The 21,195-nt window shown below is 62.2% G+C and carries 18 protein-coding genes and 1 pseudogene; 8 read left to right on the forward strand and 11 right to left on the reverse strand.

The genetic code is table 11. From position 1 onward, the window contains the following. Positions 1–2: 2 nt before the first annotated feature. From ACZ6YA_RS11685 to pcaR, 7 genes are all read right to left on the reverse strand, one after another. Complete coding sequence (locus ACZ6YA_RS11685; RefSeq protein ID WP_465897272.1) at positions 3–1,355, reverse strand: 3-carboxy-cis,cis-muconate cycloisomerase; 1,353 nt, start codon at positions 1,353–1,355, stop codon at positions 3–5. A gap of 9 nt (positions 1,356–1,364) precedes the next feature. Beyond that, entirely contained in the window at positions 1,365–2,654 is a 1,290-nt protein-coding gene (locus tag ACZ6YA_RS11690; protein ID WP_465897273.1) for an MFS family transporter, read from the reverse strand. 175 nt (positions 2,655–2,829) lie between these two features. Beyond that, positions 2,830–4,035, reverse strand: coding sequence for a 3-oxoadipyl-CoA thiolase (pcaF, locus tag ACZ6YA_RS11695; protein WP_465897457.1), 1,206 nt, complete (start codon positions 4,033–4,035; stop codon positions 2,830–2,832). Next, complete coding sequence (locus ACZ6YA_RS11700; protein WP_465897274.1) at positions 4,032–4,811, reverse strand: CoA-transferase subunit beta; 780 nt, start codon at positions 4,809–4,811, stop codon at positions 4,032–4,034. Before ACZ6YA_RS11700 ends, pcaF begins: the two co-directional genes overlap by 4 nt. After that, positions 4,808–5,668, reverse strand: coding sequence for a CoA transferase subunit A (locus ACZ6YA_RS11705; RefSeq protein WP_465897275.1), 861 nt, complete (start codon positions 5,666–5,668; stop codon positions 4,808–4,810). The genes ACZ6YA_RS11700 and ACZ6YA_RS11705 overlap by 4 nt, the downstream gene beginning before the upstream one ends. 226 nt (positions 5,669–5,894) lie before the next feature. After that, positions 5,895–7,238, reverse strand: a complete 1,344-nt coding sequence (pcaK, locus tag ACZ6YA_RS11710) for a 4-hydroxybenzoate transporter PcaK (protein WP_465897276.1) — start codon at positions 7,236–7,238, stop codon at positions 5,895–5,897. A 225-nt stretch (positions 7,239–7,463) separates the two neighbouring features. Next, positions 7,464–8,339 (reverse strand): pca regulon transcriptional regulator PcaR, encoded by an 876-nt coding sequence (pcaR, locus tag ACZ6YA_RS11715; RefSeq protein WP_465897277.1) that lies wholly within the window; start codon positions 8,337–8,339, stop codon positions 7,464–7,466. Between the two features lie 462 nt (positions 8,340–8,801). Between pcaR and ACZ6YA_RS11720 the strand changes: the two genes are divergently transcribed. Next, positions 8,802–9,002, forward strand: coding sequence for a hypothetical protein (locus tag ACZ6YA_RS11720; RefSeq protein ID WP_400800167.1), 201 nt, complete (start codon positions 8,802–8,804; stop codon positions 9,000–9,002). A 326-nt stretch (positions 9,003–9,328) separates the two neighbouring features. Further along, the gene (locus ACZ6YA_RS11725; protein WP_465897278.1) at positions 9,329–10,801 is read left to right on the forward strand and encodes an inorganic phosphate transporter; all 1,473 of its coding nucleotides are present in this window, start codon (positions 9,329–9,331) and stop codon (positions 10,799–10,801) included. 165 nt (positions 10,802–10,966) lie between these two features. Here the strand turns inward: ACZ6YA_RS11725 and ACZ6YA_RS11730 are convergent, their stop codons facing one another. Beyond that, positions 10,967–12,442: a helicase HerA-like domain-containing protein gene (locus tag ACZ6YA_RS11730; protein ID WP_465897279.1), complete on the reverse strand. Its 1,476-nt coding sequence runs from the start codon at positions 12,440–12,442 to the stop codon at positions 10,967–10,969. A 310-nt stretch (positions 12,443–12,752) separates the two neighbouring features. Here ACZ6YA_RS11730 and ACZ6YA_RS11735 point away from each other — a divergent pair. From ACZ6YA_RS11735 to ACZ6YA_RS11755, 5 genes and pseudogenes are all read left to right on the forward strand, one after another. Continuing rightward, a pseudogene (locus ACZ6YA_RS11735) lies at positions 12,753–13,625 on the forward strand (cache domain-containing protein); the annotation flags it as partial. A 93-nt stretch (positions 13,626–13,718) separates the two neighbouring features. Then, a complete protein-coding gene (locus tag ACZ6YA_RS11740; RefSeq protein WP_465897458.1) occupies positions 13,719–14,483 on the forward strand; it encodes a methyl-accepting chemotaxis protein in 765 nt (254 codons plus the stop codon). Positions 14,484–14,617: 134 nt separating this feature from the next. Continuing rightward, positions 14,618–15,739, forward strand: a complete 1,122-nt coding sequence (locus ACZ6YA_RS11745) for a glycosyltransferase family 4 protein (protein WP_465897280.1) — start codon at positions 14,618–14,620, stop codon at positions 15,737–15,739. After that, a complete protein-coding gene (locus ACZ6YA_RS11750) occupies positions 15,732–16,496 on the forward strand; it encodes a DUF2334 domain-containing protein (protein ID WP_465897281.1) in 765 nt (254 codons plus the stop codon). Before ACZ6YA_RS11745 ends, ACZ6YA_RS11750 begins: the two co-directional genes overlap by 8 nt. Beyond that, positions 16,493–17,485, forward strand: coding sequence for a lysylphosphatidylglycerol synthase transmembrane domain-containing protein (locus ACZ6YA_RS11755; protein WP_465897282.1), 993 nt, complete (start codon positions 16,493–16,495; stop codon positions 17,483–17,485). The genes ACZ6YA_RS11750 and ACZ6YA_RS11755 overlap by 4 nt, the downstream gene beginning before the upstream one ends. A gap of 189 nt (positions 17,486–17,674) precedes the next feature. Here the strand turns inward: ACZ6YA_RS11755 and purU are convergent, their stop codons facing one another. Next, a complete protein-coding gene (gene purU, locus ACZ6YA_RS11760; protein ID WP_465897283.1) occupies positions 17,675–18,526 on the reverse strand; it encodes a formyltetrahydrofolate deformylase in 852 nt (283 codons plus the stop codon). 296 nt (positions 18,527–18,822) lie between these two features. On the opposite strand from purU, the gene mvaT reads away from it, so the two are divergent. Continuing rightward, complete coding sequence (mvaT, locus tag ACZ6YA_RS11765) at positions 18,823–19,200, forward strand: histone-like nucleoid-structuring protein MvaT (RefSeq protein WP_465897284.1); 378 nt, start codon at positions 18,823–18,825, stop codon at positions 19,198–19,200. An 81-nt stretch (positions 19,201–19,281) separates the two neighbouring features. Here the strand turns inward: mvaT and sbcB are convergent, their stop codons facing one another. Next, on the reverse strand, positions 19,282–20,715 hold the full coding sequence (gene sbcB / locus ACZ6YA_RS11770; protein WP_465897285.1) for an exodeoxyribonuclease I: 1,434 nt from the start codon (positions 20,713–20,715) through the stop codon (positions 19,282–19,284). Positions 20,716–20,761: 46 nt separating this feature from the next. Next, positions 20,762–21,121, reverse strand: coding sequence for a PilZ domain-containing protein (locus ACZ6YA_RS11775; protein WP_465897459.1), 360 nt, complete (start codon positions 21,119–21,121; stop codon positions 20,762–20,764). Positions 21,122–21,195: the final 74 nt, after the last annotated feature.

Below are 21,195 nucleotides of genomic sequence, written 5' to 3' on the forward strand. Positions count from 1 at the left end.
CTTCAGGCAATGAAACGTTGATGTTCAGCCACGGCGCGCGCCACCCAGACGCGGGCCTGGCCGAGGTAATGGGCTGGGTCGAGCAGGCGCTCGAGTTCTTGTTCGGTCAGCTCGGCGGTCACCTGTGGCTCATCGCCCAGCACGGCGCGCAAGTGGCGCTGTTCGGCCACGGCGCGCTGGCAGCATTGCTCCAGCAGATGATGGGCGCGATCGCGGCCCAGGCGTTGGGCCAGGACGATGCTCACCGCTTCAGCCAGCACCAGGCCCTGGGTCAGGTCGAGGTTGCGGCGCATGCGCTCGGCATCCACCTCCATGCCCTCGGCGATCACCTGGGCCTGGCGCAAGGCGCCCGAAACCAGGCAGCAGATATCCGGCAGTGTTTCCCACTCGGCATGCCACAGGCCGAGACTGCGCTCGTGCTCCTGGGGCATTGCACTGTAAAGCGTCGAAAGCAACCCGGGTACGCGGGTAGCGGCACCGATCAGCACCGCTGCGCCCACCGGGTTGCGCTTGTGCGGCATGGTCGACGAACCGCCCTTGCCCGGCGCGGAGGGCTCGAACACCTCGCCCGCCTCGGTCTGCATCAGCAGGCTGACGTCGCGGCCGAACTTGCCCAGGCTACCGGCGACCAGGCCCAGTACCGAGGCGAATTCCACCAGGCGGTCACGCTGGGTGTGCCACGGTTGTTCAGGCAAGGTCAGCTTGAGCTGTTCGGCCAGGCCTTCGGCGACCGGCAGCGCCTTGCTGCCCAACGCCGCAAGGCTGCCGGAAGCACCACCGAACTGCAGCACCAACAAACGTGGGCGAAGCTCTTGCAGGCGTTGGCGGTGACGCGTCAGTGCACCGAGCACACCCGCCAGCTTCATGCCCAGGGTCACTGGCGTGGCATGCTGCAGCCAGGTACGCCCCACCAGCGGCGTGTCGGCATGCTGCAGAGCCTGACGCGACAGGGTTTCTGCCAGTTTGGCAAGGTCAGCCTCAATCAGGCCCAGCGCATCGCGCAATTGCAGCACCAGCCCGGTATCCATCGCATCCTGGCTGGTAGCGCCGAGGTGCACGTAGCGCTCCGCCTCGGGCACGCCGCTGGCAATCACCTTGCCCAATGCCTTGACCAGCGGGATCGCCGAATTGCCAGCAGTGGCGATGGCCTCGGCCAGCGCGCGAACGTCATAACGCTCAGCCTGGCAGCCGGCCTCGATGGCTGCGACCGCGCTGTGCGGCACCAACCCCGCAGACGCTTCGGCGCGCGCCAGTGCCGCTTCGAAATCGAGCATGCCTTGCAGGCGACCGCGGTCGGAGAAAACCTCGCGCATGGCCGGGGCGGTGAAGTAGGCGTCGAACAGCTGGTTGGTCATGCAACGTCCTTAATCATCATGGTGCAGGTACGCCGCCTGTTTCGGCAGGCGCAGGCTGAACAGGAAGGCGATTGCCATCATCGCTGTCACGTACCAGTAGAAGGTGTTCTCCATGCCGAGGGTTTTCAAGCCCAGGGCCACGTATTCGGCCGAACCGCCGAACATCGCGTTGGCCACGGCATAGGCCAGGCCCACGCCCAGTGCACGCACCTGCGGCGGGAACATCTCGGCCTTCACAAGACCGCTGATCGAGGTGTAGAAACTGACGATGCACAAAGCCAGGGTAATCAGCACGAAGGCCATGAACGGGCTGGTGACGGTCTTCAGCGCCATCAGCAACGGCACAGTGAACAGCGTACCCAAGGCACCGAACAACAGCATCGAATTACGCCGGCCGATGCGGTCGGAGAGCATGCCGAAGAACGGCTGCAGCACCATGAACAGGAACAGCGCGCCGGTCATCACGTAGCTGGCGTGCTTCGCGGTCATGCCGGCGGTGTTGACCAGGTACTTCTGCATGTAGGTGGTAAAGGTGTAGAAGATCAGCGAGCCACCGGCGGTGTAGCCGAGCACGGTGATGAAGGCCGCCGCGTGGTTGCGGAACAGGCCCTTGACCGAGCCGGCATCCTTGTCGTTGCGGGTTTCGGCGCTGCTGGTCTCGTGCAGCGAGCGGCGCAGCATCAGCGAGATCAGCGCGGCAATGGCGCCGACCACGAACGGAATGCGCCAGCCCCAGGCGCGCAATTCGTCCTCAGTCAGCAGTTGTTGCAGGATCACCACCACCAGCACCGCCAGCAACTGGCCGCCGATCAGGGTGACGTACTGGAACGAGGCGAAGAAACCGCGCTGGCCGCGCAGCGCCACTTCACTCATGTAGGTTGCGGTGGTGCCGTACTCGCCACCCACCGACAGGCCCTGGATCAGGCGCGCCAGCAATAGCAGCGCCGGGGCCCAGGTGCCAATGCTGGCGTAGGTGGGCAGGCAGGCGATCATCAAGGAGCCAAAACACATCATCAGCACCGAGATCATCAGGGAATTCTTGCGGCCATGACGGTCGGCCAGGCGGCCGAAGATCCAGCCTCCGATGGGGCGCATCAAAAAGCCCGCAGCGAACACGCCGGCGGTGTTGAGCAACTGCACGGTCGGGTCGTCGGAGGGGAAGAAGGCCGGGGCAAAGTAGATCGCGCAGAAGGCGTAGACGTAGAAGTCGAACCATTCCACCAGGTTGCCTGAGGAGGCACCGACGATGGCGAAGATGCGCTTACTGCGCTCTTCGCCGGTGTAATAGGCTGAGGTCATGATGGTTTTACTCCAGGAGGGTGCTAGGTAAGTCTAGACATACCTAGTAACACACTCGTTCCGCTTGCGGGCTTGCCATTAGCCTTGTGTCGTAATTACCGGCCCTATCGCCGGTAAGCCGGCTCCCATAGGGAATGCGTGGTTCCTTGTGGGAGCCGGCTTGCCGGCGATACGGTCAAACGCGCTCGATGGCCAGCGCCAGCCCTTGGCCAACACCAACACACATGGTCGCTAAGCCTTTGCGCCCACCGCTCTTCTCCAACTGGTGAAGCGCAGTCAACACCAGCCGCGCACCACTCATGCCCAACGGATGCCCGAGGGCAATCGCACCGCCATTAGGGTTAACCTGCGGCGCATCATCGGCCACACCCAGCTCGCGCAGCACCGCCAGACCTTGGCTGGCAAACGCTTCGTTGAGCTCGATCACGTCGAAGTCGCTCATCGCCACACCCAGGCGCTCGGTCAGCTTGCGCACTGCCGGAACCGGGCCGATGCCCATCACGCGAGGGGCAACGCCGCCGCTGGCCATGCCCAGAACGCGGGCGCGCGGAGTCAGGCCGTGCTTCTTCACCGCTTCAGCCGAAGCCAGGATAAGTGCCGCAGCACCGTCGTTCACGCCCGAAGCATTGCCAGCGGTGACGGTTTTGTCCGGGCCATTGACCGGCTTGAGTTTGGTCAGTGCTTCCAGGGTCGTTTCCGGGCGCAGATGTTCGTCACGCTCGACGATGGTTTCACCCTTCTTGTGGGCGATACGCACCGGCACGATTTCTTCGGCAAAGAAGCCGGCAGCCTGGGCGGCGGCGGCTTTCTGCTGGCTGCGCAGGGCGAAGGCGTCCTGATCGGCACGCGAAACCTGGTAATCGTCGGCCACGTTGTCAGCGGTTTCGGGCATGGCGTCCACGCCGTACTGGCGCTTCATCAACGGGTTGATGAAGCGCCAGCCGATGGTCGTGTCTTCAAGCTTCATGTTGCGCGAGTAGCCGCTTTCAGCCTTGCCCATGACAAACGGCGCACGCGACATCGACTCGACGCCCCCGGCGATGGCCAGCTCCATCTCGCCGCTGGCGATGGCACGGAATGCCGTACCGATGGCGTCCATGCCCGAAGCGCACAGGCGGTTGAGGGTCACGCCAGGGACGCTGTCCGGCAGGCCAGCAAGCAGCAGCGCCATGCGTGCCACGTTGCGGTTGTCTTCGCCGGCCTGATTGGCGCAGCCGAAGAACACCTCGTCGAGTTGATCCCATTGCACGCCCGGGTTGCGCTCGATCAGCGCCTTGAGCGGGACCGCTGCCAGGTCGTCGGCACGCACACCGGCCAGGGCGCCGCCGAAGCGGCCGATCGGGGTGCGGATAGCGTCACAGATGAATACGTCGCGCATCAGGCTTCTCCTGCCACCTGGCCATGGGCCGCAGCGGTACGGGCTTCGAGGTCACGCAATGCGCCCAGTTCGACCGCGGTGGGTTCAGCGGTGATCTGCACGTCGTCGGCAAAACGGATTGCCCAGCCCGTGGCGGCAGTGATCTGCTCGCGGGTCACCCCCGGGTGAATGGCGGTGACGACAAATTCGTGGGTGCCAGCTTCCGGCTCCATGATGCACAAGTCGGTGATGATGCCGACCGGGCCTTCGCCGGGCAGGCCAAGGCGTTTGCGCGAGTCGCCTCCTTCACCGTGGCCGACCGAGGTGATGAAGTCGAGCTTGTCGACGAAGGCTCGCGGCGACTGCTTGAGGATGATCAGCACCTGCTTGGCGGACCCTGCGATCTCCGGCGCGCCACCGGCACCCGGCAGGCGGGTTTTCGGGGCGTGGTAATCACCCACCACAGTGGTGTTGATGTTGCCGAAGCGGTCAACCTGGGCTGCACCGAGGAAGCCAACATCGATACGGCCACCCTGCAGCCAGTAGCGGAAGATCTCGCCGGTCGGCACCACGGTGTCGGCAGTTTCGGCCAGCTCGCCGTCACCGATCGACAGCGGCAGCACGCTCGGTTTGGCGCCGATCGGGCCGGATTCGTAGATCAGCACCACGTCTGGCGACGAGGTCAGGCGCGCCAGGTTGGCGGCCTTGGACGGCAGGCCGATACCGACGAAGCAGACTGCACCATTGCGCAGGCGACGAGCAGCGGCAACGGTCATCATTTCAGAAGTGGAGTAGCTCATTGTGCAGCCTCCGCGGTGCTGGCCAGCTTGGCCTTGAATGCGTTGAAATCGGCGGTGCCACGGATATAGGTGTCAATCCAGGCGGTGAACGACTCGCGATTGCGCGCGATCGGGTCCCAGGCCTGGTAGAAGCGGTTGTCACGCTCGTAGTAGCCGTGGGCGTAGGACGGGTGTGCGCCGTCGGGGACCAGGCAAACTGCGCTGAGGGCCCAGGTCGGCAGTACGCAGGCGTTCATCGGCGCCTGCAGGTCATCGACGATTTCTTCGACGGTGACGATGCATCGCTTGGCCGCCAGGGCCGCTTCCTTCTGCACGCCGAGGATGCCCCACAGCAGCACGTTGCCCTTGCGGTCGGCCTTCTGCGCGTGGATCACGGTCACATCCGGGCGTACCGATGGCACGGCGGCGAGCACTTCACCGGTGAACGGGCAGGTGACGCTTTGGATCAGCGGGTTGACCTTTGGCAGGTCGGAGCCGGCGTAGGCACGCAGTACTGCGAACGGCAGGCCGGAGGCACCGGCGACGTAGGCGTTGGCCAGGTCGGCATGGCTGTGTTCTTCGATTTCGATCGCATGCGGCCATTGCTTCTCGACCGCGTCGCGCAGGCGGTGCAGCGACCCGACACCGGGGTTACCGCCCCAGGAGAAGATCAGCTTGCTGGCGCAGCCGGCACCGATCAGCTGGTCGTAGATCAGGTCCGGGGTCATGCGCACCAGGGTCAGGTCACGCTTGCCCTGACGGATGATCTCGTGGCCGGCGGCGGTCGGGATCAGGTGGGTGAAGCCTTCGAGGGCGACGGTATCGCCGTCCTGGATGAACTGCTTCACGGCTTCGTGAAGCGGGAGAATTGCAGCCATTTGGAGACTCCTGGTCAGGGTGCTACGTTGAGCTCAGATTAAGGAGCCGGGTGGGTCGCTGACAATCCGATAATCGACTATTCGTGCGATTATCGAACAATTTGTTACCCCACTCCCTCTCTCTAAAATCCACTGCAGCCCCCTGTGGGAGCGGCTTTAGCCGCGAAGCAAGCGACACGGTGGATGGCACCGGCTTCGCCGGTGTTCGCGGCCGAAGCCGCTCCTACTAGGTCGCGTCTGCGTGGCTTACCAGCCCTTTCACGATGACACCCACGGTCGCCAGCGCCGCCGGCACCAGCAACGCCGTCAGCACCTGCTCGAAGTTCCAGCCCAGGCCCAGCAGGGTCGCGCCACTCCAGGCACCGAGGATCGCGCCGAAGCGGCCAATGCCCAGCATCCACGACACGCCAGTGGCGCGCGCCTGGGTCGGGTAGAAACGCGCCGCCAGTGAAGGCATGGCCGATTGCGCGCCGTTCACGCACATCCCGGCAACCAGCACCAGGGTGGCGAGCACGGTCATGTTGCCCAGGCTCTGACCGACCGCGTAGGCGAACACCCCTGCCAGCAGGTAGAAGATGCCGATGACCTTATGCGGGTTATAGCGGTCCATGGCCCATCCCACCGCCACCGCACTGAGTACCCCACCAAACTGGAATAACGCACCAATGAAGGCGGCCTGCTCCATGCTCGCACCGCTGTCACGCATCAGCGTCGGCAGCCAGCTGGTCAGCAGGTAGACGATCACCAGGCCCATGAAGTAGGTCAGCCACAACAGCATCGTGCCCAGGCCGTAGGTGCCGGAGAAGATCACCGCAAACACGTTGCGGGCGGCTACGGCTTTCTGTTCCGGCACGCTGAAGCTGGCGGCCTGCGCCACCACGGCCGGGGCGATCGGCGCCAGGGTCTTGCGCACCTTGTCGGTGCCCCGGTTGCGCACCACCAGGAAGCGTGCCGACTCCGGTAACCAGACCATCAGCACCACGGCCAGCAGCAGCGGCAGCACACCGCCGACCACCAGCAGGCTGTGCCAGCCATAGGCCGGGATCATCTTGGCGGAAATGAAACCACCACCGGCCATGCCCAGATTGAAGCCGCAGAACATGCTGGTGACCAGCAGCGACTTGAGGCGCTCTGGGGTGTATTCAGAGAGCAGTGTGGTAGCGTTGGGCATGCCAGCACCCAGGCCCAGGCCGGTCAGAAAGCGCAGCACCAGCAACTGGTCGACATTGCTGGCGTAGGCCGAGGCGAGGCTGAAGCCACCGAACACGAGTACCGCGCCGACCAGTACGCCCTTGCGGCCAAAGCGGTCGGCCAATGGCCCTGACCCCAAGGCGCCGAATACCATGCCGATCAATGCGGCGCTCATCACCGGGCCGAGGCTGGCGCGGTCGATCCCCCACTCCTGTGACAACGCCGGGGCGATGAAGCCCATGGCGGCAGTGTCCAAGCCATCGAGGAAAACAATCAGGAAACAGAGAATCACTACCCGCCATTGATAGCGCGACAGTGGTTGGTCGTTGATGAACGACTGGACGTCGAGGCAGTTCCCGACTGATTGTGGCTTGTTCATTGTTGTTATCCAGAAGTGGGCACAATCGGGCCGCTGTACAGGGCAATTCGTACAGGGTTAGCAATCGAGAAGTGCGCCGGGTAATTGTTCTTGTTCGGTCGGCTAAGCCGACCGTTGCGAGAGACATTAATCAGCGAATGAGGGGGGCGCAATTCGCCCGGAGCGACACTGTGCGTTTATCGCACAGGAAACGGATGGCGTGTTCGATAGGGGTGCAAGGCGCACTTAGCCAAACAGCTGGTGGCAAAGATCACGGCTCGAAGCCAGCAGGATCGGCAGGAACCGCTGTTCAAGCTCGCTACGGCTGACACGTCCGACATGGGTACTGACGTTAAGCGCCGCCAGCACCTGCCCCGAAGCGTCATAGATCGGCACGGCAATCGAGCGCAGCCCCTGCTCCAACTCCTGATCGACCACACACCAGCCTTGCGCACGTACCTGCTGGATGCAGGCGAACAGCGACTCGGAGTCGTGCAGGGTTCGGCTGGTACGGGCCTTGAGGTCGGCGCGATCGAGGTATTCGCGCAAACTGGTGTCGTCCATCGCCGCCAAGAGGATACGCCCCATCGATGTGCAATAGGCCGGTAGGCGCCCACCGACCGACAGATCGACCGAGATCAGCCGCTCGACTGTAGCCGAACGGGCAATATAAAGAATGTCGTCGCCTTCGAGGGTGGCCATGTTGGCGGCCTCGTGCAGCTGATCGCTGATACGGTCGAGGTAGGGTTGCGCCGATACCGCCAGCGGCGTCGAAGAAAGGTAGGCATGGCCCAGCGTCAATACCTTGGGCAGCAGCGAATACGTGCGCCCGTCAGTGGTGGCATAGCCCAGTTTGATCAACGTATGCAGGCAACGGCGCACGGCCGCACGGGGGATTTCTGTGCGATGGCTGATCTGAGCGATGGTCAGGTGACGCTTGCGTTCCTGGAATGCCTGAATGACGGCCAGGCCTCGGGCCAACGAGGTCATGAAGTCCGGATCGCCCGTGAATGCCTGGATACGCTTGGCGGGTGACGCCACGATGGGCGGAGCCATGGCCGGTGTCGTCGGGCGTACTGCGTCTGGGCTGGCAGATTCGTTGACCGGGATTTCGTCGCTCATCGTTCACCTCAAAAAAATCGCTGCTTCGTGCGATTATCGAACAAGCGGCCGATAATCGCAATTGACCGCTGACACGTTTGCTTATACCTTTCTCCTGCCACATGTGGCTTCTTTGGAGAGACTGGTCAGGTACCCACCGTAGAAGTCCCCAGGCAACGGCCTCGCCTTGTGCGGGGCCGTTTTATTTGCCTCGCTGGCAAGCGCAACAACAGCGAACTTACCGATAAGTGCCTGTTCAAACTTTGCACAGGCAGGCGCAACCCGCAAACTTCGACGATGGATGTCAGCCTGGGTAAATAAGTCTGGTTGAGGTATTGGCGATTGCTATAATCGATTCTGCTGGCCCGGATCGATACGCCGGCAGTTAACATTGGCCCAACCTTTCTACGACGGCCAGCAAATCCTGTGCATGGGCAACTAGCGCGTGCATGCAATACCAGCCTTCTACATTCAGGTACTACTGTGACGAAAGATGAACTGCGCGCGGAACTCGAGCGCCAGGCTGAACGTTACAAGGAAGTTTACGGTGGTGAAGTCACCACATACGCGGCGCAACCAGAGCCGGAACGCAAACCCTGGCGCAAACGTGCCACGGTCCAGGATCAGGTGTTCAGCCAGGAACTGGAAAAGATGGAAAAAGAGCTGCGCAGCGAAGAGCCCTGAGCAGCTCGGCCCATCCCTTGCCTCTGCCATCGCGTCGCGGGGCCGATGCCCCCGACGCGGCTTATCCTTACCGAAAGGCTGAGGATGAAATGGATTTACACAAATTTCATACAACCGTTTGAAGCTGCGCCTCGCCTCGCCGTTATCAGACATTTGGCGGATTTAGGCTTTTTTTGTAGCTTTTTACGGAACTTTAATGTGTTTCTTCCGTTTCCAGCAAAGCGTTGAGGTCGATCACAAAGCTGCCATCGGTCAGCTACGGGTGCATCGATTGCCAAGGTTTTCTGGCATAATCCCGCCCCCCAAATGACCGCCAGACAACCTTCATGATCGATTTATTCAGCGGACTGGATGCCTGGGTATTGGTGAGCCTGCTACTCGCCCTGACCTTCGTGCTCGCATTCGAGTTCATCAATGGCTTTCATGACACCGCCAACGCGGTAGCCACCGTCATCTATACCAAAGCCATGCCACCACACCTGGCCGTGTTCTTCTCCGGGGTGTTCAACTTCCTCGGCGTACTGCTCGGTGGTGTCGGGGTGGCCTACGCCATCGTGCACCTGCTGCCGGTCGAACTGCTGATCAATGTGAACACCGGGCATGGCCTGGCCATGGTCTTCTCGCTGCTGGCTGCAGCCATCGCCTGGAACCTGGGCACCTGGTACTTCGGTATTCCGGCTTCCAGCTCGCACACCCTGATCGGCTCGATCCTCGGCGTAGGCCTGGCCAACGCGCTGATCAACGACATCCCGCTGGGTGATGGCGTCAACTGGCAGAAGGCGATCGATATCGGCCTGTCGCTGGTAGTCTCGCCGATGGCCGGCTTCGCTGTCGCCGCCCTGCTGCTGCTTGGCCTGAAATGGTGGCGCCCGCTGTCGAAGATGCACAAGACGCCGGAGCAGCGTCGCAAGCTCGACGACAAGAAGCACCCACCGTTCTGGAACCGCCTGGTGCTGGTGATTTCGGCGATGGGCGTGAGCTTCGTGCATGGCTCCAACGATGGCCAGAAAGGCATCGGCCTGATCATGCTGGTGCTGATCGGCATTGTCCCGGCCAAGTTCGTGCTCGACCTGAACAGCACTACTTACCAGATCGAACGCACCCGCGATGCGACCACTCACCTGAGCCAGTTCTATCAGCGCAACGCCGCCACCCTGGGCGAGTTCCTGGCACTGGGCAAAGCACAGGCCAGCGACCTGCCGGAGCAGTTCAGCTGCAACCCGCAACAGACGGAGCCGACCATCGCCGCGCTGCAGTCCTCGCTGCAAGGCGTGACCGATTACCGTGCCCTGGATGCCGACAAGCGCGTGGAAGTCCGCCGCTATTTGCTGTGCCTGGATGACACCGCGAAAAAAGTCGGCAAGCTGCCAGGCCTGGAAGCCCGTGAAAAGGCAGATCTGGACAAGCTGCGCAAAGACCTCACCGCCACCACTGAATACGCCCCGTTCTGGGTGATCGTGGCCGTCGCCCTGGCCCTCGGCCTGGGTACCATGGTCGGCTGGAAGCGCGTGGTCCTGACCGTTGGCGAGAAGATCGGCAAGCAGGGCATGACCTATGCCCAGGGCATGTCGGCGCAGATCACTGCAGCCTGCGCCATCGGCCTGGCCAACGTCTTCGCCCTGCCGGTGTCGACCACTCACGTGCTGTCGTCCGGCGTGGCCGGCACCATGGTCGCGAACAAGAGCGGCCTGCAAGGCGGCACGGTGAAGACTATTCTGCTGGCCTGGGTGCTGACCCTGCCTGCAACGGTGGGACTGTCGGCCGGCCTGTTCTGGCTGGCGTCCAAAGCGATTGGCTGAGCCCTGCTGCTGCATGAGAAAGGCGCCTTAGAGGTGCCTTTTTTTATGGGTCTGGACTGGCCTCTTCGCGGGGCAAGCCCGCTCCCACAGAGACGCCACTGTGAATTAGCTTGGAGTACATCCGTGGGAGCGGGCTTGCCCCGCGAAGAGGCCGCCACTGACTCACTAGCGCTTTTTGCCACCCAGCAACGAGCCCATCAACCCCCGCACCAACTGCCGCCCCAACTGATTGGCCGCCTGGCGCACCGCAGACTTGATCGCCTGACCCGCCGCACTCTGCAGAAAATCCCCGGCCTTGTCGGCCAGGCTCTCTTCATCCGCCTTCGGCACCGGCGCCGGCTCTAGCGGCTCGCCCTTGCGCTGGGTCAGCATTTCATACGCCGACTCGCGGTCAATCGGTTTGTCATAGCGCCCCGCCAACGGCGACTCGGCAATCAATGCACTGCGCTCGGCCGCACTCAACGGCCCAATGCGCGATTGCGGCGGTGCAATCAAGACCCGCTGGACCATCGCCGGTGTGCCCTTCTCTTCCAGGGTGCCCACCAGCGCCTCACCAATACCCAGTTCGGTCAGCACCGCCAAGGTGTCGAATGCAGGATTTGGCCGAAAACCATCCGCCACGGCCCTCAGCGACTTCTGCTCCTTGGCGGTGAACGCGCGCAATCCGTGCTGGATGCGTAACCCCAACTGGGCCAATACGGTATCCGGCAGGTCACTCGGGGATTGGGTGACGAAAAACACCCCCACGCCCTTGGAGCGAATCAACCGAACCACCTGCTCCAGACGATCCTGCAGGGCCTTGGGCGTGCCGTTGAACAGCAGATGCGCCTCATCGAAAAACAGCGCCAGCACGGGCTTGTCTGCATCGCCACGCTCCGGCAGTTGTTCGAACAACTCGGCCAGCAACCACAACAAGAAGGTGGCGTACACCTTCGGCGCCTCGTGCACCAGCCGGCTGGCATCGAGCAAATGAATTCGCCCGCGACCATCAGCGTCGGGCCGTAACAGGTCTTCCAACTGCAGCGCCGGTTCGCCAAACAGCGCCTCGGCGCCCTGCTGCTCCAACGTTGCCAGCCGGCGCAACAAGGCCTGGGTCGAGGCCGTGGTCATCAGTGCACTGTCTTCGCCCAGCAATTGCGGATTGTCTTTCAGGTGCGCGAGCAGCGCCTTGAGGTCCTTGAGGTCGAGCAGCAGCAGGCCATCTCTATCGGCCACCTTGAACGCGGCATACAGCGCTGCCTGCTGGCTGTCGGTCAGCTCCAGCAAGTTGCCGAGCAACAACGGACCCATTTCGCTGAGCGTGGTCCGTAGCGGATGGCCGGATTGCCCGGCGATATCCCACAGGCTCAGCGGATAAGCTTGCGCCTGATAGCCCAGCCAAGGCATGCCAGCGATCCGCTCGGCCACCTTACCCTGGGGCGCGCCTGCGGCCCCGACACCGCACAGGTCACCTTTGACATCGGCCGCGAACACGGCCACGCCTGCGTCACTGAACACCTCTGCCAAGTGTTGCAGAGTCACGGTCTTGCCGGTACCGGTGGCACCGGCAACCAACCCGTGGCGATTGGCCAGGCGCATGGCTTGATTGACAGGCTGGCCATCCGGGCCAGCGCCTACAACTATGGTCGAAGATTCCGGCATCTTTTCAATCCTCTGCTCAAGCTTGGCCACCCGTCGGCCGATAGGTCGGGATGATATTCGCCTTTAAAGACAGAACACCCCAGAAAGGATTTTCGGGATGTTGCACTGTTTTATAGCGGTACTTGTGCGAACGCCCGATAAAAACCTTAGCGGAACCGATTACGCCATGAACAAAAGCCTTCGTTTCAGCCACAAGATTCTTTTCGCCGCCTCATTGATCGTGATACTCGCCTTCAGCCTGTTCACGCTCTACAACGATTATCTCCAGCGTAATGCCATCCGCGAGAACCTGGAGAACTATCTGGCGGAAATGAGTGCGTCCACTTCCACCAACATTCGCAACCTCTTCGAAGGCCGTATCAAACTGGTTGAAAACCTGGCACAGAACATTGCCCAGCAACCTGCCAACGCTGAAACGCTGATGAGCCAGAACGCACTGATCTCAAGCTTTCTGACCGTCTACCTGGGTAAGGTCGACGGCGGTTTCAGCGTGCGCCCGGACTCGCCGATGCCCGAAGGCTACGACCCGCGCAGCCGCCCCTGGTACAAGGACGGCATGACTACCCAGAGCGCCATCCTTACCGAGCCCTACATCGACATGACCACCAACAAGATGGTCATCGGCATCCTCAGCAAGGTCTCCAGCAGCGTCGGCGTGGTCGGGGGCGACCTGGCCCTGGACGGCCTGGTACAGATCATCAACTCCTTGAGTTTCGGTGGCATGGGCTACGCGTTCCTGGTCAACGACCAGGGCAAGATCCTGGTGCACCCGGACCAGGCGCTGGTGATGAAATCACTGTCGGACCTGTTCCCGCAGCACACGCCGAAACTCTCCGGTGAGCTCACTGAAATCCAGGCCGATGGCCAGACCCGGCTGCTGACCTTCACCCCGATCAACGGCCTGCCATCGGCCAACTGGTACATCGGCCTGTCGGTGGACAAGGACAAGGCCTTCGCCATGCTCAGCACCTTCCGCACCTCGGCGGTGATCGCCACGGTGGTGGCGGTGGTGATCATCATCGGCCTGCTAGGCCTGCTGATCCGGGTGCTGATGCAACCGCTGCTGACCATGACCCGCGCCATGGAAGACATCGCCGAAGGCGAAGGCGACCTGACCAAGCGCCTGAAGATTCACAACCACGACGAATTCGGCATCCTCGGCACCGCGTTCAACCGCTTCGTCGAACGTATTCACGGCTCGATCCGCGAAGTGTCCTCGGCCACCGAGCAGGTCAACGAAGTGGCCCTGCGGGTAATCAGCGCCTCCAACTCGTCGATGACCAACTCCGACGAGCAGTCCAACCGCACCAACAGCGTGGCCGCCGCCATCAACGAACTGGGCGCCGCTGCCCAGGAAATCGCCGGCAATGCCGCCCAGGCATCGCAGCATGCAAGCTCCGCGCGACTGCTGGCCGAAGAAGGGCAGCAGGTGGTGGCGCGCAACATCGACGCGATGAACCGTCTGTCGGACCTGATTGTCACGTCAAGCGCGCACATCGAGACGCTCAACAGCAAGACCGTGAACATCGGCCAGATTCTCGAAGTGATCACCAGCATCTCCCAGCAGACCAACCTGCTGGCGCTCAATGCCGCGATCGAAGCGGCCCGGGCCGGTGAAGCCGGGCGTGGTTTCGCGGTGGTGGCCGACGAGGTACGCAACCTGGCGCACCGCACCCAGGAATCGGCGCAGCAGGTGCAGACCATGATCGAAGAGCTGCAGGTCGGCGCACGCGAGTCCGTCGATACCATGGGCCAGAGCCAGCGCCACAGCCAGGACAGCAGGGCCATCGCCAACCAGGCCGGCGAGCGTTTGGACAGCGTCACCGTGCGTATCGGCGAGATTGATGGCATGAACCAGTCGGTAGCCACTGCCACCGAAGAGCAGACGGCCGTGGTCGAGTCGATCAACATGGACATCAACGAGATCAACCTGCTCAACCAGGAAGGGGTCGAGAACCTGCAGGCCACCCTGCGCGCGTGCTCCGACCTGGAGCAGCAGGCCAGCCGCCTCAAGCACCTGGTCGGCAGCTTCCGCATCTGACCTCCAGCGGCAGGCAGGAAACTGCCTGCCGCGATTCCAACCGAACAAACTATCCTTCTGATAGGTCAACCTTTAGGCGCGTCATCGCCGGCCCCTTACCGCCGCGTGACAGACCCGAAGACGATCCCGGAGGGATGCTGATCGTGCACATCGCTGACATCACCATGTTCTACGCCCCGGCCAGTGGAGGCGTACGGACTTACCTTGATGCCAAACACCACCGTCTCGATGCCCTTCACGGCGTGCGCCACAGCCTGCTGATTCCCGGTGCCAGTGCGCGCCACGCCGATGGCATCTACCACGTCCCCGCCCCACCCCTGCCCTTTGGCAAGGGCTACCGTTTCCCGGTGCGCCTGGCGCCCTGGTGCAATGTGCTGCGCCGCCTCAAGCCCGACCTGATCGAAGTGGGCGACCCCTACCTCACCGCCTGGGCGGCCCTGGAGGCACGCCGGCAACTCGACGTGCCCGTCATCGGTTTCTACCACTCCGACCTGCCGCTGCTGGTCAGCAACCGCATGGGCAACTGGTTCACCCCCAATGTCGAAGCTTACGTCAGCAAGCTATATGGCAACTTCGACCGGGTGCTGGCGCCCAGCCAAGTGATGGCCGACAAGCTGCGCCGCCTGGGCGTGCGTGATGTCCATGTACAGCGCCTGGGCGTCGACCTGCAGACCTTCAACCCGCAGCACCGCGACCCGCAGCTGCGCGCCGAACTGGGCATCCCCGATACCAGTCGGCTGCTGGTGTTTGCTGGCCGTGGCTCGCGGGAAAAGAATCTGCCGGTACTGCTCGACTGCATGCAGCGCCTGGGCCGCCCCTACCACTTGTTGCTAGTGGGTTCGAACATGCCCGCCAACGTGCCGGACAATGTCAGTGTGATCAACCGTTTCTGCGCGCCGCAGGAAGTCGCCCGACTGGTCGCCAGCGCCGACCTGCTGGTGCATGCCGGCGATCAGGAAACCTTCGGCCTGGTCATCCTCGAAGCGATGGCCAGCGCCACCCCGGTGGTCGCCGTGCGCGCCGGGGCTTTTGGAGAGATCGTCAACGAACAGTGCGGGCGCCTGTGCCAGGCCAACGATGGACTGGCCATGGCGACGGCTGTGCGCGAGGCGTACGAAGACGGCGTACGCAAGCTGGGTGCCCAGGCACGCAGCCATGTCGAGCAGCACTATTCATGGGACAACGTCGTCAACGGGCTGCTGCTGCATTATCAAGCGGTGCTCGGCCATCAGCCGTTGGTACGCGCCCATGGCTGAGGCAAGCATCGCCCCGCGCAGCCTGATGCTGGTGCTGCACGACATCGCGCCCGAGACCTGGCCGGACTATCAGCCGTTCGTGCAAGCGGTCGACGAGATGGGCAACGTGCCCATGACCTGGCTGGTGGTGCCGGACTTCCATCACCGTAACCCATTGACCCGCTCGCCAACCTTTTGCCGCTTACTCGAACGGCGATTGGCGCGGGGCGACGAGCTGGCGTTGCACGGGTTCTACCATGCCGACGAAGGGCCGTCGCCGCGCAGTCCGGGCGAGTTCTTCATGCGCCGCATCTACACCCATGAAGGCGAATTCTACGGCCTCGACCAGGCGCAGGCGTTGCAACGCCTGGAAGCAGGCCTGACATTGTTTGCCCAACAGGGCTGGCCGGTCGCAGGCTTCGTCGCGCCTGCCTGGCTGATGAGCAAGGGCACCCGCGAAGCCCTGCGCCAGCTGCCATTGCGCTACACCAGCACTCCCCAGCATTTGTATCGTTTACCGGATTTCACCGCATACGAGGCCCCAGGTTTGGTCTGGAGCGCCCGCAGCGCATGGCGCCGCGGCCTGTCGAGGGTGCTTTGCGACTGGCAGAGCAAGCGTTGGCGGGACGCCGAAACCTTGCGCCTGGGCCTGCACCCGGTGGACATGCGCCACCGCGCCTCGCGTGACTACTGGCTACAGACGCTCGACAACTTGCTGCGGCAAGGCCGCGAGCCACTGACCAAATCGGCCTGGCTGGAGCGCCAGGTGATTGCATGAGCCGCCTCGGCTGGCTGGCGCTGGCAATGCTCTGCGCGGTGCTGGTACCCACGCTGCTGGGCGGCAGCGAGCTGCTGCCCAGACTGCAGGCGTTCGACCCAGGCCTCATGCTGACACTGCTGGGCATGATCTTGCTGTGCTGGGTGATCAATGCCCTACGCCTGCGACTGCTGCTTGGCCAGCACGGGGCCGCGCTCGGGCACGTGCGCAGTCTCGGCGTGGTGATGGCCACCGAATTCGCCATCTGCACCACCCCAGGCGGCAGCGGCGGGCCCCTGACCCTCATGGCACTGTTGGCGCGCGAACGCATCGGCCCAGCGCGCAGCGGCGCCGTGTTTGCCATGGATCAATTGAACGACCTGCTGTTCTTCTTCTGCGCGATGCTCGCGATTGCCGGCTACGCCCTGTTCCACAGCCTCGGCCGCAGCCAGGAAACCATGCTGCTCGGCAGCGCCCTGCTGTTGTGCTCGGCCCTGGCAGCGATAGTGTTGCTGCTGCGCTATCGCCGCGCAGTGATGCGGGCGAATGGGCGCCTGTTACAGCGCCTGGGCATGTCGTCAAAGCGCAAACGCCGCTGGGCGCGCAAGCTGTTGCATTTTATCGAGGCGCTGGGACAAACCTGGCAATTGCCAAAACGCACATTGGTGTTGGTGTTCACCCTCACCTGCGCGCACTGGAGCCTTCGTTACAGCGTGCTGTACCTGGTGTTGCAAGGCTTGGGCGTGGAGCTTTCGTGGATCCCCAGTTTTCTGGTGCAGATGCTCTCGCTCAGCGCCGGCCAGTTCAGCCTGATGCCGGGTGGCGCCGGAGCCGCTGAGCTGACCTCGGCCAGCTTACTGACACCCTTGGTGGGCAGCTCGACCGCCGCCGCGGCCATCCTGATCTGGCGCGCGGTCACGTACTACTTTTATCTGCTGGCCGGGGGGCCGGTGTTCGTCTGCCTGCTGGCGCGTCCGTTGCTGGAGCGCTGGCGGCGTCAGGCGGGTTGAGCTGGCGCCAGAGATCGGCTGCGCCGGCAAAGTCGGCCCCATCCTCTTCGCTGAGGGCTTCGGGGTCGTAACGGGCAAGGCAGCCTTCGCCGAGGGTAGGCGGTGACGAGGCGGTGGGCTTGTTGCGGGAAGTTGCCATTATGTTCTCCCCTATGTAATGGGGGCTGCATCGCAGCCCCCTCGGGTGTATCAGTCGAACACCACAGTCTTGTTGCCATGCACCAGCACGCGGTCTTCCAGGTGATAGCGCAGGCCGCGGGCCAACACCATCTTCTCGACATCACGGCCGAAGCGGACCATGTCCTCGATGCTGTCGGCATGGTTCACCCGCACTACGTCCTGCTCGATGATCGGACCTGCGTCCAGTTCTTCGGTCACGTAGTGGCAGGTCGCACCGATCAGTTTCACGCCGCGCAGGGCGGCCTGGTGGTAAGGCTTGGCACCGACGAACGACGGCAGGAAGCTGTGGTGAATGTTGATCACCCGTTCTGCGAAATCCTGGCACAGTTGCGGCGGCAGGATCTGCATATAGCGCGCCAGCACCACCACGTCGGCCGAATGCTCCTGAACCAGGCGCGATACTTCGGCAAATGCCGGTGCCTTGTCTTTCGGGTCGACCGGTACATGGAAGAACGGAATACCGTGCCACTCGACCATGCTGCGCAGGTCGTCGTGGTTGGAGATCACACAAGGGATCTCGCAATCCAGCTCGTCGGTGTGCCAACGATGCAGCAGGTCGGCCAGACAATGGGACTCGCGGCTGGCCATCAGCACCACACGCTTCTTCTGCGCCGAGTCGGTCACGCGCCAGGTCATGGAGAACTCTTCGGCGATCGGTGCGAACGCTTCGCGGAAGGCCTCGATACCAAATGGCAGGGATTCGGCACGGATTTCATGGCGCATGAAGAACCAGCCACTTTGCTCATCGGAGTGGTGGCTGGCCTCGTTGATCCAACCATTGTACAAAGCCAGGAAATTACTGACTTTCGCCACGATACCAACACGGTCGGGGCAGGCGATCACCAGACGATAGGTGCGCATGAATAAGACTCCAAGAACTTCGCAAAGGCGCTCATTCTAGCGGCCTGCCCGAAAAAACGCAGTAATCATTGCGCCCGCAGCCGGCGCCGTCCTGCGTCGCTGGCTGCGACAGCCTGCCGCAACACGCAGATGACAAACATGACGAAGTACAGGGCCATATGTAAATTTTCCTTAATCTTGAGATATTTTGTCACAGGCACATTAAGAGTTTATGGCCTGATTAATAGGTTTACTTGAGAGTTTCGCCTGTCTATTATTGCCACACACATTTCCGAACACGCATCAAGGAACACTCCATGTCGCTGATCAACGAATACCGCGCTACCGAAGAAGCCATCAAGGAACTTCAGGCCCGCCTGGCCAACCTGTCGCAGGATGACAAGCTGAAAAAAGAACTGGAGTTCGAAGGCAAACTGCGCACCCTGATGGGCGAATACTCCAAGTCGCTGCGTGACGTCATTGCCCTGCTCGACCCAGAGTCGAAACTGAGCAAAGCCCCACGTGGTGGCGTCAAGACCACGGTCACCAAGCGCGCGCGCAAGGTCAAGCAATACAAGAACCCGCACAACGGTGAAGTAATCGAAACCAAAGGCGGCAACCACAAAACCCTGAAAGAGTGGAAAGCCAAGTGGGGCGGTGATGTGGTTGAAAGCTGGGCGACCCTGCTGGACTGATGCGTCCGCTTACACGCACCTCAGCTTTAAACAAGAACGCCGGCTCAATGCCGGCGTTCTTGTTTATTCAAGCAACTTCACTCAAGGATTGATGGCGAACCGCTCGGATAATTGCCGGGCATGGGCCTGCCAGGCATCCAGTACCCGCCGCCCCGCCTCGTCCGCATTGGCCCAGGCGCCTTGCCGCGCCTGCTCGAAGTCGCCCAGCGTGTTCGGTGCGCCCCACTGCGGGTCGCTGAGACGCTGCTGGCAGAAGCCATGCCAGCGCTGGCGCTCTTCACTGTTCAACGTCTCGGGAAAGTTACGTGCCCGGTAACGGAACAACAACTCGGGCATGCGCGGATCATCGAACATCCAGTGGCCATGCCCCAATTGAGCGGGGTCCACGGTGCGCACTTGCTCGCACAGACGCCGATCTCGGTCGCCGAGAAAACCGTCATACAACTGCTGCTCCGGGTCTTCACTCGGAACAAAGTCTTCCTTGCTATAGATATGTTCCAGCTTGTCTTGCCACTGCACCTGTTGATTGGCCAATGCGTCACCACGTGATTGCAGCAATGCCAAATCGATACCCAGCCGTTGCTGATCCGCAGGCCGTAAAACCGAAAGCGGTGCAACGACCGGGCAGCGATTGATCTGCAGTAACTTCAGCGGTACCGGTAATTGATCTTCAGCCAATGCTTCATGGCGCGTGTACAACCGTTCACGCAGCACCTCAGCACTTTCCCTTATCAACGGTAGGGTTTCCTGATGCAAGTCGCACACAATCAATGCATTGCGATTATGTGGGTGCCAGGCCAATGGCAAGACCACGCCCAGATAATGACGGGCTGCCGAAAAGCGCCCCGATATATGCACCAGCGGTTGCAATAAACGGATTTGCTCCATCACCTTATGCTTGCTGCGCAACTGGAAAAGCCATTCAAACAACTTGGGTTGCTGCTGGCGAATCAGCCGCGCCAGCGCGATGGTCGCCCGCACGTCGGAAAGTGCCTCGTGCGCATGTCCGTGGTCGATGCCATTGGCCTGGCTGAGCAACTCCAGGCGCAAGCTGGTGCGCCCGTCCTGTTGCGGCCAGACGATGCCCTCCGGACGCAGGGCATACGCCGTTCGCACCACGTCGATCAGGTCCCAGCGGCTGTTGCCGCCCTGCCATTCGCGGGCATAGGGGTCGAAGAAGTTGCGGTACAGGCTGTAACGGGTGACTTCGTCATCAAAGCGCAAGGTGTTGTAGCCGGCACCACAGGTTCCCGGGCGCGCCAGTTGCTCATGCACCCGGGTCATGAACTCAGCTTCGCACAGGCCCTGGTTGGCCAATTGTTGCGGAGTGATGCCGGTCACCAGGCAAGCTGCTGGGTGCGGAAGGATATCGTCGGATGGGCGGCAATAAAGGCTGATCGGCTCGTCGACTTCATTGAGGTCGAAGTCGGTGCGCACACCGGCCACCTGCAGCGGGCGGTCGCAGCGCGGGTTGATGCCGGTAGTTTCGTAATCGTGCCAGAAGATGGAGGTCACGGGGTCGTCCTGATACAAGGTCGACCCGATTCTAGCGGACCTGGCTTCAGACGGAAGCGTTGGCAGGGTTGAAGCTGAAATAGTCGCGCAGCGAACGCACGAACTCGTCGTATTCGCGCGGCGCCTGCAACAGCATGAAACCTGAATCGTAATGCCCCGGTGTCTGGTCTTCGCGGCACCACAGGCAGCTGGCGGTCAGGTTGATGAACTGAAAGCCCCCACCGGCCAGCGGCCGACGCAACTGCAGCTCGTAGTCCGGCCCAACCAGCACAGGGAGCTGGCTGATCAACATCAGGCCATCTTCAGAGGCATTGCCCAACTGCCCGATCGGCTGATCGGTGAAGCGATTGAAGACCTTGAGAACACAAGGCAACTGATGGCGTTCGATATGGCGCTGGTTGAACATGGTCACAGGTGCAGTCCGTACCCGATGCCAGGAATACCCGGTACTGGCGATTGTTGTAACAACTGAGTTACAGG

The sequence above is a fragment of the Pseudomonas sp. NPDC090752 genome (genome assembly GCF_055584805.1).